This window comes from Clostridium sp. DSM 17811, from assembly GCF_018861905.1.
In the GTDB taxonomy this organism is placed as follows: Bacteria; Bacillota; Clostridia; order Clostridiales; family Clostridiaceae; genus Clostridium_AD; species Clostridium_AD frigoriphilum.
Genome location: NZ_JAHLDU010000006.1, coordinates 82247 through 97075 on the forward strand (window position 1 = coordinate 82247; position 14829 = coordinate 97075).

Below are 14829 nucleotides of genomic sequence, written 5' to 3' on the forward strand. Positions count from 1 at the left end.
CCAGGTGTTATATACACCAGTATGTTGACTTTATTGTTATAACTACTCCCTTTTAACAATTCAATTATATAAAAATATTTACGCTTGTCAGTAAAACCCTTTTTATGGAACTCAATATTACTCTTTGTTTCTGATATATTTAAGACTTATACTTGGATTACTAGTTTTCGTTGACCTAATCTCAAAAATATTTAGAGATGCAACAAACGGTGTAAGTTTTGTATAACCATAATTTCTAGTATCAAAGTCTGGATACCTTTTATTAAGAGTACTACCTAATTCTCCTAAAAATGCCCAACCATCTTCATCTGAAATCTCAGTTATAATGGTTTTAATAGCCTCTACTAATTTAATAGAACTTATCATACCACCCTTTAAATCTTCTTGAGCTTGTGTTCCCTTAGTACTAGGTACCTCAGTATGTTTTGGTGCCATAGATGCTAATACTTCAAGATACTTAAACTTCTCACAAGCAGAGATGAAAGGCGTAGGAGTCTTCTTTTCTCCCATACCAATAACATACATACCAGCTTCCCGAAGCCTAGCTGCCAGTTTAGTAAAATCGCTATCACTAGATACTATACAAAATCCATCAACGTTATTTGAATAGAGTATATCCATAGCATCTATTATAAGTGCTGCATCTGTTGAATTTTTCCCTGTTGTATAGCTATATTGTTGTATTGGACTTATAGAATAATTAAGCAAAACATTTTTCCATGAAGCTAGTTGAGGCTTAGTCCAATCTCCATAAATCCTTTTATACGTAGGTGTCCCATGATTCGAAATTTCATCAATGATATACTTTATATATTTATCAGATACATTATCAGCATCAATCAAAACTGCAATTTTCTTATCTTTCTCCATTTTTTTCTCCTTCACATTAATCTCTTTAACTTCTTATAGTGCAACTCTGTTAATTAACACTTTATAATATTAGATTCTACAAGATTCTAAATATTCCTTCTTTATTTCTAAAATAGACATATGTATCTTGTATCTACTTACCTTCCACGTTTCCAACTTCTGAATGCCTTGTTATAATCTTCATTATAAATAACTTTATTATGCCAGCAATAGGTACGGATAAAAGCATTCCCATTATACCTGCTATTGAACCCCCTATTGTTATTGCCATAATTACGAATATTGGATGAAGTCCCATACTGTCTCCTACAACTTTTGGTGATATAACAGCACTATCAAGTTGCTGAACTGCAAGTAGTAATAGAACTGCCCAAACAGCCATAATTGGATTTGGACTAAGAAGACCAATAATAATTGCTGGAATACAACCAATTAGTGGACCAACATAAGGTATAATATTAGCAATACCTGCAGTTAACCCTATAAGAAAAGCAAAATCAAGTCCTATAACTGATAGTCCAATACTGCTAATTAAGCCTACTATTAACCCATCCAGTAATTGCCCTCTTATAAAGCTAGATATAATATCATTAATTTCAAATATAGTTTTATTAAAACTGTTAAACTTTCTTTCCCTCATTATAAGTCCCACAGAATTTATATAAAGCTTCTTAAAAAAATCATGGTCCTTTAACAAATAAAAAGAAATAAATAAGCCAATAAAACTATTCACAAGAATATTGCCTATACCTGTAAATAGCATAATAATGCTATTTATAGAGACCGATAAATAGGAATATACTTGCGTTATAGCTTTAGATAAATAACCTTTTAGATCAAGTGAAAGACCACTCTGCGTAATCTTTCTGTTAATATAATCAAAAAATTCATTATATCGTTTTATATAATCAGTTATAGTTGCAAACATAACAGATAAGGTTTGATTGCTACTAATTTGTCCACCAATCATTGCATACATACTATAAATAAGTACAACAACTAATAAAATCACTACTAAATATGTTAGCAGAATACTTATCAAATGTGGCTTATATTTGAGTTTTAATGACTTAACTAAAAAAGTATTTATAATCTTTGATAACGGATATAATAGATAAGCAATTATACAACCAACAATAAGTGGCGATATAATTGAAGCTATAGCATTTATTATACCAATGGTAGTTGTAAATAATACTTTGAAATTAAAGACTATATTATAACTTATAAATATTAGGGTTGCCCCTAGCACAACATATAATACGCATTCAAGATACTTTTTATCCAACTTGTCTTTCAAATTTATATTCTCCTCAGTAATTATTTTTTAAATTTATGTTATTTGAGTAATATTTATATAATATGAATAACTATAGCTAATAATAATATAAATGCCATAGTGCGGTGAACTTTAAGCCACATACCTTTTCGATTTTTATTTATAAAAGTACCATAAACACCTAGCAAGAATATGATGACCATAAATGATGCTGCAACTATTCCAGTTATACTAATGCGACCTGCAGAGAAAGCAATGATAAAATGAGTAAGTACAGTAAATATTGCTATTGTACCTGCTAGCTTATGATATTTAATAATTATTTTCATTAACTTTCTATATAGATCTACTATTGGCTTTTTTTCTTTTCCAAGTTTACCAATATATTTTTTATTAATAAATTTCACGAAATAATTTGAAATTGCTATACCAAAACATATAACTGTTACCCAACCTAAAAATCCAAATAGAGCTCTTGTTTGCATAATATAATTTTCCCCTCGTAAATCTCATAAATATTAACATTTATTTAATAATAGTTTAAACTCCAAACACATTTGTAAAATCCATTTTAATATCCTCAATATCTTCATAGACTTTCTCAAGTCCTAATAATTTTTTTAAAAACAACTTTTGCTTATTTGTTAGATTTAATTCCTTATACCATGGTAACTTTTTATGTTTTTCTTTTGTTTCAAATGAAGAGTAAAGCAAATATAGTAAAAACTCACCTAAATAAGAAAAGTCTAAATCATATGGATATCTATTGTTATCTACCCATCTTGCCAAACCAAAGTCAATAAGATATAGTTCTCCATTATCTATCAAAACATTTGGTATCCTTATATCCCTATGAACTACACCATTTTCATGAATATATTTTATAAGTTTAATCAGCTTAAACCCTATATCAAAAAATTCTTTATTAGTAAATTTGTACTTATATTTAAAAAGAAGATCCTCTACAGTTAATCCATTTTTAAATTCCAAAACAAACGCATAAAAGCCTTTTTGATTTATAACTCCTAAAAACTCTGGGATTCCATTATCTCTAAGGTTTGATAATATAACCGCTTCATACACATTCCTATCTATCTTTCTTTTAAAAATGCTCTTTTTAAATTTTTTAATAACGACCTTATCGTAAGTATCTGTTTTTGCGAGAAAACACACTCCATATTTACCTTCACCAATTGGTTTCTCAATGATATATTTTCCAACCTGTTTCCCAAAATATTTTTTGCGACTGAGTGACCACATACTTCTACTCGTTTATTCCTTTTCCACATTTAAGGCAAAACTTCGCATTTGAAGGTAGTTTCTCCCCACACTCCTTGCAAAACAATACATTATTAACCTTTTCTCCACATTCTAAACAAAATTTTGAACCAGTTGGTATTTGAGCATTACACTTCCTACAAACTATACCATTTTGATTTTCCATAGGTTGATTATTAATAGGTAAATTGTTATTTTCATAATTATTGTTATTATTATAGTTGCGATTAGATCCACTTCTCGAACCACTCATGTTAAATAAGTTTCCTAAAAAGCCTTTTTTCTGATAGTGATTGCTTCCATTATTTCCTCTTCTATAACGATTGCCGTTAGATGAACTTGATGAAGAACTCATATTTTCATACCCCTTTTCTTATATTATCATAAATTTGTCTACCATCTTTTATTGTATCTACAATAGTTGAAAAATTATCATCAAGAAGGATTATATATGCAGCTTCCTTTGAAACCCTGAATCGCTTGTAACTCTTTTGCATTGCAATCTTCAGATATGTTCTAGAAATGGGTATAAAAAAACCGTAGAACAATAAACTGTCCCACAGGTATATAACCATCCTGTTGCCTTTTAGGCCCAGCCCCACGAACTTTTTTTAAAGTTCATCGCCTGCTCAGTTTGTACTGTAGATTTGTATGCAGTGCAAAGAGATTTTTTTAAGAATACCATATATATTTTTTCGTGTCAATATATATCATTTGCTTTACCAAAGATTCTTATATAAAAACCTTTGGGATGCTAGGATTTTCAGTTAAATACATCATTGGTGGGTAATACATTAAAAAGCCAAGTATATCTCCTAATTTAGGTTCTATATCACAATCTTCAATGTCTACAATTAAGTGATCAGAACTGCTTCCTATAATTTTAACACCTTGTTTTTGTGGAATTAGCTTATCATGTAATCCAAAATCCTGTTTTCCCACTGCAAGTAGGGCTCTTTTCCTTATACCATTATCCTCATAAGTTGGTTTAGTCCCAAAAGCATCAATAAATACTTCTCCAATAGGATGTGTTGGTTTATTTTTTATTTCAACAATCTGTGCCTTTAATACAAAGGTATCCTTATGCATATGCTTCATATCATATCCCCAAAATTTCTCTAAATCCTCTGCTAATAATATTCCTTCTCCTACTCTTAAATTATTTATTCTCTTAGGCATTTTACCATCTATTATTAACGGTAGCGAACTTGTAGCACCTCCAGAAATTATATCAAGTCTTCTTTTTATTTTACTTTCAATTATTTCAGCAATACTGCAAAGCCTTCCTAAATTCTCAATTGTTGGAACTATAGAACCATAACAACCTAGATTTGTTCCAATCCCATATAATTCAACATTTTTAAGATGTTTTTCTACGTGAGTTGCTAAGTTAATAATTTCATCTTGGTCATATACACCTTCTCTTAAATCTCCAAGGTCAAGCATTAAAATTACCTTATGCTTTTTTCCTTGCAATTCACATTCCTTTTGGATCATATTAAGTGTTTCCATCTCAGAATTTAAACTAACCTGTGCAAATTCAACTAGTTTTTTTATTTCACTAAACATCGGAATTCTAAGCATCATAAAGGGTTTATTTAACCCATATTCCTTTAGTTTAATTATTTGATCCATTCTTGAACTTGCTATATATGTGCATCCTGCATTTACGAATTGCATAGATACCTCAGGTATTGCATTAAACCCCTTAACTACTCCAGCAATACTTATACCTTGGGTGTTACATAACTCTACCATGCTTTTCACATTTTCATATACTTTTTTTAGGTTTATTTCAAGTATTGGATATTTAATATCTGAATAAGCTTTTTTATTCATACCTGCTCTCCCTTAAAAGATCTTTCTTTCCTTAACAGTATAACCTATAATAAAAATTATTTAAATAATCTTATAAAATTAACCTTTTATTGCATTTTAATAATCTAATATCACTATATATTTAATTTCATCAATTGTTACTATAATATAAAAAAACCCGAGACTATTATGTATTAATTTATAAGCTATTCATTAAATGTTATAATAGACTTAAATAAAAAAAACAAATACGAATAAAGAAGGAATTATAATGAATGAACTATTATTTGAGGCAAGTAACCTTATATACAATACCAATCTAACTTACAATAATATAAAAATAAAAAAAGGCAAAATTAATTTTATTGTTGGAGAAAGCGGATCTGGGAAAAGCACATTTTTAAAGTTATTAAACCAATCTATTAATGGAGATTCTGGTGAATTATTATATAAAGGGCTTTCAATTGACACATATGAACCCATTAATTTACGCCGCGAAGTAAGCCTAGTTTCTCAAGAACCTTTTCTTTTTAACGAGAGCATAATAGACAATTTCAAAACTTTTTATTCATTAAGACAAAAAACTATGCCAAGCAGTGATTACATAGATTACATAACTCAGCTCTGTTGCGTAAATGTTTCTCTTAACCAACCTGCATATACCCTTTCTGGTGGAGAACGTCAACGAGTTTATATATCAATTTTTTTATCATTATGTCCAAAAGTTATATTACTAGATGAGCCAACATCAGCTTTAGATGAAATAACTGGGCATAGGGTAATGAAAAATATAATAGATTTCTGCAAGACTAAAAATATTGAAATTGTAATTGTAAGCCACAATAAAACTATAGTTGAAGAATTTTGCGAAAATAAAATTGAAATAATTAAGGAGGTGTAATTATGGAAGGTATTGTAAAACTAAGTATTTCCCACTTTCTACTTATTTATCTACTATTAATTATAGTACTTTTAATTATGAAAAAGTCAAAAGTTACTCAAACAAAACTTCTTTTAGTTGCTAGTTTAAGAATGACAATTCAGCTTATAATTGTTGGTTACATACTTCAATATGTCTTTAGTAATCCAAATCCCTTATTTACTGTTATTTTTTTAATAATTATGATAATATTTTCTATACATCGAGTAATTACAAGCAGAAAAGACTTAAACAATAATTTTAAAATTGCAATTGGGATTTCTTTAACATTTTCTGGGCTTTTTGTTTTACTCTTCTTTGTCACAGTAGTTGTTGGTAAATCTATATTTAACCCCCAATACACTATACCACTCGCTGGTATGATTATTGGTAACGCTATGACTGGAGTAAACATTGCAATAAAGACCTTCATGGATGATATAAGCAAAGAGAAGAATAAAATTAATACTTTGCTAAATTTAGGTGTTGAACCAAAAAATATATTGAAGCCATTTGCTAATAATGCTTTCGAAACAGCATTAATTCCTACAATAAACTCAATGCTTGGAATGGGTATAATCTTTTTACCGGGAATGATGACAGGTCAAATGCTCTCTGGTACATTACCAACTACAGCAATTATGTACCAAATAGCCATTATGATTGCAATTTGTTGTTCTGTTTGTACAACCGTTTTTCTATCATTAAACTTAGGTTATAAATCTTTATACAATAATAAAAAACAATTTTTAGAAATTTGATATACTATTTACTATTATTTGAATTACAAAAGCTGCGAAATCAATTTCACAGCTTTTATAATTTATTAGTCTAAGCTTTTTTGACCACAGCTCTTCTCACAAGTATATAAATAAAACACATTGTTATTATGAATTTTACTATTTCTTTGTTTCGCTTACCCATTCATGATGGAATATTCCTTCCTTATCTACCCTTTCAAATGTATGAGCTCCAAAATAATCTCTCTGCGCCTGAAGCAAATTTGCGGGAAGATTTGCACTTCTATAACTGTCATAGTATGTTAAGGCACTTGAAAATGATGGTACTGGTACTCCCAAATTTACTGCTGTTGATATTACATATCGTAAGTCCTTTTGATAACTATTAATGATATTCTTAAAATATGAATCTAACATTAAGTTGTTAAGATTTTCATCATTTTCATATGCTTCATTTATTTTGTTAAGGAATTGTGCACGTATTATACAACCCCCTCTAAATATTTTAGCTATTTTCCCATATTTAAGATTCCAATTATACTCTTTTGATGCAGCCCTCATAAGTGCAAATCCTTGCGCATATGAACATATTTTGCTTGTATAAAGGGCCCTTCTTACTGCTTCTATAAAATCTTTTTTATCCCCTTTAAATTTAACATCCGGTCCTTTTAAAAGACTACTTGCATAAATTCTTTCATCCTTTAATGATGACATGCAGCGTGCAAAAACTGCCTCTGTGATTGAAGGTATAGGAACTGCAAGATCCAAAGCACTTTGACTAGTCCATTTTCCTGTTCCCTTCTGCCCTGCTTTATCAAGAATAATATCAACCATATACTCCCCAGTCTCATTATCCTTTTGGACAAATATTTCACTAGTTATTTCTATTAGATAACTATTAAGTTCCCCTTTGTTCCACTGCTCAAAAACGTCATGAATTTCATCGTTTGTAAGCCCTGCTACCCCTTTTAGGAGTGCATAAGCCTCACAAATGAGTTGCATATCCCCATACTCTATACCATTGTGGACCATTTTCACATAATGTCCTGCCCCATTTGCTCCAATATAAGTGCAGCAAGCTTCTCCATCTACCTTTGCAGATATAGCCGTTAAGATAGGTTCAACTATTTTATAAGCATCAATTTCTCCCCCAGGCATAATTGCTGGTCCTTTTAAAGCTCCTTCCTCTCCACCTGAAACTCCGGTTCCTATAAATTTAAACCCTAACTCTTCAAGTTTTTTGCTCCTACGTATTGTATCCATAAAATACGAATTACCGCCATCAATTAATATATCACCCTTTGATATATAAGGTATTAATTTATCTATAGTTTCATCAACAGGTAATCCTGCTTTAATCATAATTAATATTTTTCTTGGAGTTTCTAAAGAATTTACGAATTCCTCAATAGAATATGCACCCTTTATATTTTTCCCTTTTGCCTCTATTAAAAATTCATCTATGGTATTTCTATTCCTTGAATATACACAAACAGATATTCCTCTGCTCTCAACATTTAATGCCAGGTTTTTGCCCATGACAGCTATACCTAAAACTCCAAATTGTTGTTTTTTCATTTAAAACTCCTCCTTATTAAAAATTCCTCTGTTCGAATCATAGTATATATTATACTATGATATGCCATATGCCATATGTCATTCATCTTCTATTATAATATAATATACTATATAATAAACTATAAACAAAAACACATCATACCTTTTAAGTACAATGCGTTTATTTTAGTTACTATTATTATCTTAATTTATTCTTTTAATATGTAATTGTTTATGGCATAAGCTATTCCAGACTCATTATTAGATTTAGTTATGTATTTTGCCGCAAGTTTTACATCCTCTACTGCATTTTCCATAGCTATAGGCATTCCTGCACATTTAAACATTTCTATATCATTGTAATTATCTCCAAAAACCATAATTTCATCTAAGCTTACATTTGATTTTTTCGACAATATTTCTAAAGCTTTACCCTTAGAGATATCTGATGCCATAATATCTAAAAGCCCTGTTGCAGAACTTACTACTGTAAGATTATCATATTTTGAAAAGTGCTTTTGTAGTAATATAATGTCCTCATGTTTTTCACAAACTAACAAAACTTTAAAAGCATCTATATCATTAATATTTGCCATCACTTTATCATCTATATATTTTATAGGTATCTGTTCATCTTGTAATAAAATTTTATTACGGTCCGCATATCTTTTGCCTACCCGATTGTTTTTAGTAGAATACACCAAATCAGCAGTGTATATAATAAACTCTATTTCACTGTTATTACAGTAAGTTGTAACCTCTTTTACAGCAATTTTATCCATTACCTTGGAATAGAGAACTTCACCTGTTTCAATATTCCTAACTAGTCCACCATTACAAGATATGACAGGTCCTTTTAAATTTAACTGCTTTATATAAGTCTTTACCATAAGATCCAGTCTTCCAGATGCAATAATTACTTCTACCCCCATCTTCTGGAGTTTTTTTAGTGCTACTTCATTATCCTTTGAAATAACATTATCTGAATTTAATAATGTTCCATCCATATCGCATACACACCATTTGTATTTAATCATATATACTTTCTCCTTTAGTACTTGCTAATATTTAAATGATATAAAAAATCATATTATATCTAATTATCTACCTTTATAGGTTTAATTTCAACATTAACTTTTTAATATTCATAAATTCCATACCCTTTAAGTTTATTTTAATCCTCCTTATCATTCTTTATTGAGATCAAAATATTTGGCTATACTTTCAAAACAAGTGTTCACCATAAATTCTATCTCTTCTTTATTTATAATATACGGTGGAATAAAATAAAGTACATTTCCTATTGGTCTTAGTACTAATCCCTTTTTAAGAGCGATCTTGTAAATCTCATATCCTACTCTCATTCCCAATGGATAACTTTCTTTTGTCTCCCTATTTTTTACTATTTCAATAGCTGTTATCATCCCTATACTTCTTACCTCACCTACATGCTTTAAACTTTCTGCCTTTTCTAGCGTAAGTTTTTTTATAAGCTCACCTTTTTTTACGTTATTTTTTATAATATTGTCTTCCTCAAATATCTTTAAGTTCTCGAGCGCTATTGCACACCCCATGGCATTTCCTGAATAAGTATGACTATGTATAAATGTTTTTCGCTCTTTATAATCTCCATAAAAACAATCATAAATATCATCTGTAGTCATAACTACTGACATAGGCATATATCCAGCCGAAATCCCTTTTGAGAGACACATAAAGTCTGGACTTATGTCAGCATGGTTACAAGCAAACATTTTTCCAGTTCTACCAAAGCCCATTGCAATTTCGTCTGCAATAATGTGTATATCATATATATCACAAAAGTATCGGAGCTTCTTTAAATAAATTGGTGAATAAATCTTCATACCCGCAGCACCTTGAACCATAGGTTCAACTATTACTGCACTTATATCAATATGATTTTGAGTTAAGCACTTTTCCATATCCTCAAAACACTCTGCATTACAACTCTCCCTATTAAAACCATATTTACACCTATAACAATCTGGTCCTTGTACTCTAAATGTATCTAAAAGTAGAGGCTTGTATACTTCATTAAACTCATCAATATCACAAACAGACAACGCGCCTAATGTCTCTCCATGATATGCATCGCTTAGTGCTACGAACCTTTTCTTTTTAGCATTTCCCTTTTGCATGTTATAGTGAAAACTCATCTTCAAAGCTATTTCTACCGCTGAGGATCCATTATCAGAAAAGAACACTTTTTTAAGTTTGTCTGGTGTTATATCAACAAGCTTTTCCGCAAGTTCTATAGCCGGCTTGTTTGAGAAATTTGCAAATATAACATGTTCAATGTTATCTATCTGCTTTTTTATAGCCTCGTTAATTCTCTTATTGCTATGTCCTAGAGTGTTTGTCCACCAAGATGATATACAATCTAAATATCTTTTTCCATCAATATCATAAAGCCAAACCCCTTCGCCTTTTTCAATAACTATTGGATTAAGTTCCTCATAATCCTTCATTTGTGAACATGGATGCCATATATATTTCAAATCCTTTTCTACATAACTATTCATTTATTTACCTCACCCTTCACTTTATAATTGATCCATACATCCTTCTAAAGTCTTAATACTAAAAGCCTTTTCTGCATTAATTCTTATAGCTCGCATCATGTTCTCATTTAGGTTTACAATATGTTTAAGCTTGCCTATAACAGGCACTTTAGTAAGCTTTTCTATCATTTGAATATTGTCATTACAGATAAGATTATCTATATAATTATTTATTATAATCCCTTTGATATTAATCCCTAATGATTTTATATATTCTACTGTAATTACCGTATGGTTAATTGTTCCCACACCAGCTCTTGCCACAATAACAACACTCATATTTAAATCCTTTATAAGATTTTCAAGAGTATATATTCCTCTTTCATCATCTATTAATGGACATACTATTCCTCCACTACCTTCTGCAATAACATAATCATATTTACCCTTTAAATAATTGTATTTTTGCCTTATTAAGTCTATTTGAATAGGCTTATTCTCGATTTTAGCTGCAAGATGAGGGGATACTGCATTCTTATAAACATAAGGCGTTATATTTTCATAAACTTCTTCCAAATTACTCACATCACAAGCAAGCTTAGTATCACCAGGAATAAATTCATTGCCTACTTCAATAGCCCCACTAAGTGCTGCCTTAAAATAAGTAGCATTATATCCATTACTTCGCAGAACATGCATAATTCCAGCAGTTACAATAGTTTTTCCAACATCAGTATCTGTTCCAACTATAAATACTCCCTTAGACATTTTTTCTAACCTCCAAATTTAACTCGTTTACCTTTTTCTCCATACTCTTAATAAATACTCTCATACAATACCCCTCTCTTGTAATTATTTTATCCGAGATATAAATTATAACTAATGTATAGATATATTCCTCATCAATACAATTGGTATATACTATATAATAAAGCAATAGCTCTCAATTGTAAACTAATTTTATTAGTTTAGTTTACAATTGAGAGCTGTTTTAAGTATAAAAAATTCCTCAATCTTCATTTTTAATGTTTTCTAAAGATTGAGGCTTTCTATCTGATTTATAATTATATAGTTATCAAGATATTATTTTATTGAGTTACTTATTTTTTCTATAACAATTTGATCATCTTTGGCATCTACACCAATGACAGAACCATCATTTATGTCTCCCTTAATAATCTTTTTGGAAATAGATGTTTCCAAGACATTTTCAATGTATCTCTTTAGTGGTCGTGCTCCATAGACTGGATCATACCCTTCATCTGCCATTAGCTTTTTAGCAGCCGTAGTTACTTTCATAGTTATATTTTTATCTTTGAGCCTATTTTGAATATCTGCAAGGAATATATCAACTATTCCTTCTATTTCCTTTGTTTCTAAAGGTTTAAATAATATAATATCATCCAACCTATTTAGAAATTCTGGTTTAAATTTAGACTTGAGCTCACTCATAACCCTATCACGAATGCTTTTCTCAATTCCGCCACTTTCTTTATTTTCTAAGAGATAGTCGCTTCCAATATTTGAAGTCATGATAATTATACAGTTTTTAAAATTAACTATCTTTCCCTGATTATCGGTTAATCTTCCATCGTCTAATATCTGAAGAAATATATTAAACACATCTTCGTGAGCTTTTTCTATTTCATCAAATAATACTACACTATAAGGTTTACGCCTAACAGCCTCAGTAAGCTGACCGCCCTCCTCGTAACCTACATAACCTGGTGGAGCTCCTATAAGTCTTGACACAGAATATTTCTCCATATACTCTGACATATCTATTCTTATTATATTCTCACTACTTTCAAATAGAATTTCGGCTAGTGTTTTAGCAAGCTGAGTTTTTCCGACACCAGTAGGTCCAAGAAATATGAATGAACCAATAGGTCTTTTAGGATCTTTCATGCCAGCTCTTGCCCTTATTACTGCATTTGAAACAGCAGTTACAGCTTCCTTTTGACCAATTACTCTCTTTGTTAAATCATCTTCAAGTCTTAGGAGTTTTTCTCTTTCCCCTTCCTCGAGATTTGTTACAGGTATACCCGTCCACTTTGATACTATCTGTGCTATTTCCTTTTCTGTTACCTCTTCTTTAAGCATAGCAGTTTCATTATTTTGATGAATATCTGCTTCTTTCTCTTTTATCTGGGCTTCTAACTTTGGAATTACTCCATATTTAAGTTCTGCTACCTTATTTAGGTCATACTCTCTTTCGGATTTTTCTATATCGCCTCTAGAAACATCTAACTCTGCTTTTAAATTTCTAATTTCAACTATTTTAGATTTTTCTTTTTCATATTTTGCTGTCATTTCATTGTCTTTATCTTTTAAATTGCTTAACTCTTTCTCAAGTGTTATAAGTCTTTTCTTTGATGCATCATCCTTTTCTTTAGATAATGCCTTTTTCTCAATTTCTAATTGAAATACCTTACGCTTAATCATATCCATTTCAGTTGGCATGCTATCAATATCAGTTCTTATCATTGCACAAGCTTCATCTATAAGATCAATTGCCTTATCTGGTAGAAATCTTGCTGTTATATATCTATCTGATAATTTTGCTGCTGCAACAATCGCAGAATCATGAATCCTTATGCCATGGTATATTTCAAATTTCTCTTTAAGACCTCTAAGTATCGATACAGAATCTTCAACCGTAGGCTCTTCTATTGTTACTGGTTGAAATCTTCTCTCTAGAGCCTTATCTTTTTCTAGATACTTTCTGTATTCATCAAAAGTAGTAGCTCCAATACAATGAAGACTTCCTCTTGCAAGTAATGGTTTTATCATATTTCCAGCATCCATAGAGCCCTCTGATTTACCTGCTCCAACAATGTTGTGAATTTCATCTATAAATAAAATTATTTTCCCTTCACTAGTTTCTACTTCTTTAAGAACTGCTTTGAGTCTTTCTTCAAATTCACCTTTAAATTTAGCACCAGCAATAAGAGCTCCCATGTCTAAAGAAAATATTATCTTATTCTTAAGACCTTCTGGTACATCTCCCTTTACAATTCTTTGAGCAAGTCCCTCAACTATAGCAGTTTTACCAACTCCGGGTTCTCCTATAAGCACTGGATTATTTTTAGTTCTTCTAGAAAGTATTCTTATAACCCTCCTAATTTCCTCATCACGTCCGATTACTGGATCCAATTTATGCTTTTTAGCTTGCTCTACAAGATTTGATCCATATTTCACTAATGCCTCATAAGTACCTTCTGGGTCAACATTATCTACTCTTTGATTTCCACGAACGCTAGAGAGCACACTTAAAAAAGCATCTTTAGATATATTAAATTTTTTTAATATATCTACTATCTCTTTAGTTTTTACATCCATAAGTCCAAGCATCACATGCTCAACACTTATAAATGAATCTTTAAATTTTTTAGCTTCGTCTTCAGCGCGGACAAAAACCTCATCAAGTCTTCGCGTAGCGTACACAGAGCCACTATCAGCACCACTCCCTGTAACTTTGGGCATTATGCCAAGTTCATTTTTAATCTCATTATTTAAACTAGTTATATCCACTCCCATTTTACTAAATATATTAGGAATGAGTCCATCCTCTTGAGCTATGAGTGCTGCAAATAAATGAATCGTATCTACCTGTTGGTGGTTATTTTTTACAGCCAATGATTGAGCCTCATTTAATGATTGTTGAACCTTTACCGTTAATTTTTCTACATCCATGTATATAATCCTCCCTTTTTCATTAAACTATTACCATATTATAGAATTTTTTTGTTATATTTTAAGGTATAAATTAATCACCATAGTAACTTAATCATCTCCTTGGTCGATGTTATCATCTCCTGGGTCGATGCTTCAATTTACTATAGT

At 30.5% G+C, this 14829-nt stretch carries 14 protein-coding genes and 1 riboswitch; of the genes, 2 read left to right on the forward strand and 12 right to left on the reverse strand.

Annotation, left to right across the window (positions count from 1 at the left end; translation table 11 throughout):
• Positions 1-117: 117 nt before the first annotated feature.
• From KPL44_RS09710 to KPL44_RS09740, 7 genes are all read right to left on the reverse strand, one after another.
• Complete coding sequence (locus KPL44_RS09710; RefSeq protein WP_216107903.1) at positions 118-870, reverse strand: NYN domain-containing protein; 753 nt, start codon at positions 868-870, stop codon at positions 118-120.
• 133 nt (positions 871-1003) lie between these two features.
• On the reverse strand, positions 1004-2170 hold the full coding sequence (locus KPL44_RS09715) for an AI-2E family transporter (RefSeq protein WP_216249201.1): 1167 nt from the start codon (positions 2168-2170) through the stop codon (positions 1004-1006).
• Positions 2171-2223: 53 nt separating this feature from the next.
• The gene (locus KPL44_RS09720) at positions 2224-2634 is read right to left on the reverse strand and encodes a hypothetical protein (protein WP_253201706.1); all 411 of its coding nucleotides are present in this window, start codon (positions 2632-2634) and stop codon (positions 2224-2226) included.
• 55 nt (positions 2635-2689) lie between these two features.
• Entirely contained in the window at positions 2690-3409 is a 720-nt protein-coding gene (locus KPL44_RS09725; protein ID WP_216249203.1) for a protein kinase family protein, read from the reverse strand.
• A gap of 4 nt (positions 3410-3413) precedes the next feature.
• On the reverse strand, positions 3414-3782 hold the full coding sequence (locus KPL44_RS09730; RefSeq protein ID WP_216249204.1) for a zinc ribbon domain-containing protein: 369 nt from the start codon (positions 3780-3782) through the stop codon (positions 3414-3416).
• A 4-nt stretch (positions 3783-3786) separates the two neighbouring features.
• The gene (locus KPL44_RS09735) at positions 3787-3975 is read right to left on the reverse strand and encodes a hypothetical protein (RefSeq protein ID WP_216249526.1); all 189 of its coding nucleotides are present in this window, start codon (positions 3973-3975) and stop codon (positions 3787-3789) included.
• Positions 3976-3977: 2 nt separating this feature from the next.
• Positions 3978-4070, reverse strand: a riboswitch (NiCo riboswitch).
• Between the two features lie 89 nt (positions 4071-4159).
• Positions 4160-5266, reverse strand: a complete 1107-nt coding sequence (locus KPL44_RS09740; protein WP_216249206.1) for an alanine racemase — start codon at positions 5264-5266, stop codon at positions 4160-4162.
• A 250-nt stretch (positions 5267-5516) separates the two neighbouring features.
• On the opposite strand from KPL44_RS09740, the gene KPL44_RS09745 reads away from it, so the two are divergent.
• Both KPL44_RS09745 and KPL44_RS09750 read left to right on the forward strand, forming a co-directional pair.
• Positions 5517-6146, forward strand: a complete 630-nt coding sequence (locus KPL44_RS09745; RefSeq protein WP_216249208.1) for an ABC transporter ATP-binding protein — start codon at positions 5517-5519, stop codon at positions 6144-6146.
• Positions 6147-6148: 2 nt separating this feature from the next.
• Positions 6149-6925 carry an ABC transporter permease gene (locus tag KPL44_RS09750; protein ID WP_216249211.1) on the forward strand — a complete coding sequence of 259 codons (777 nt, stop codon included), beginning with the start codon at positions 6149-6151 and terminating at the stop codon, positions 6923-6925.
• 138 nt (positions 6926-7063) lie between these two features.
• Here KPL44_RS09750 and gndA read toward each other — a convergent pair whose 3' ends face one another.
• The 5 genes from gndA to clpB all read right to left on the reverse strand — a co-directional run bounded on the left by gndA (position 7064) and on the right by clpB (position 14679).
• Positions 7064-8482, reverse strand: coding sequence for an NADP-dependent phosphogluconate dehydrogenase (gndA, locus tag KPL44_RS09755; protein WP_216249212.1), 1419 nt, complete (start codon positions 8480-8482; stop codon positions 7064-7066).
• 188 nt (positions 8483-8670) lie between these two features.
• Positions 8671-9498: a Cof-type HAD-IIB family hydrolase gene (locus tag KPL44_RS09760; RefSeq protein WP_216249214.1), complete on the reverse strand. Its 828-nt coding sequence runs from the start codon at positions 9496-9498 to the stop codon at positions 8671-8673.
• 150 nt (positions 9499-9648) lie between these two features.
• Positions 9649-11004 carry an adenosylmethionine--8-amino-7-oxononanoate transaminase gene (gene bioA / locus KPL44_RS09765; RefSeq protein ID WP_216249217.1) on the reverse strand — a complete coding sequence of 452 codons (1356 nt, stop codon included), beginning with the start codon at positions 11002-11004 and terminating at the stop codon, positions 9649-9651.
• Positions 11005-11025: 21 nt separating this feature from the next.
• Complete coding sequence (gene bioD / locus KPL44_RS09770; RefSeq protein ID WP_216249220.1) at positions 11026-11751, reverse strand: dethiobiotin synthase; 726 nt, start codon at positions 11749-11751, stop codon at positions 11026-11028.
• Between the two features lie 315 nt (positions 11752-12066).
• On the reverse strand, positions 12067-14679 hold the full coding sequence (gene clpB / locus KPL44_RS09775) for an ATP-dependent chaperone ClpB (protein ID WP_216249223.1): 2613 nt from the start codon (positions 14677-14679) through the stop codon (positions 12067-12069).
• Between the last annotated feature and the right edge of the window lie 150 nt (positions 14680-14829).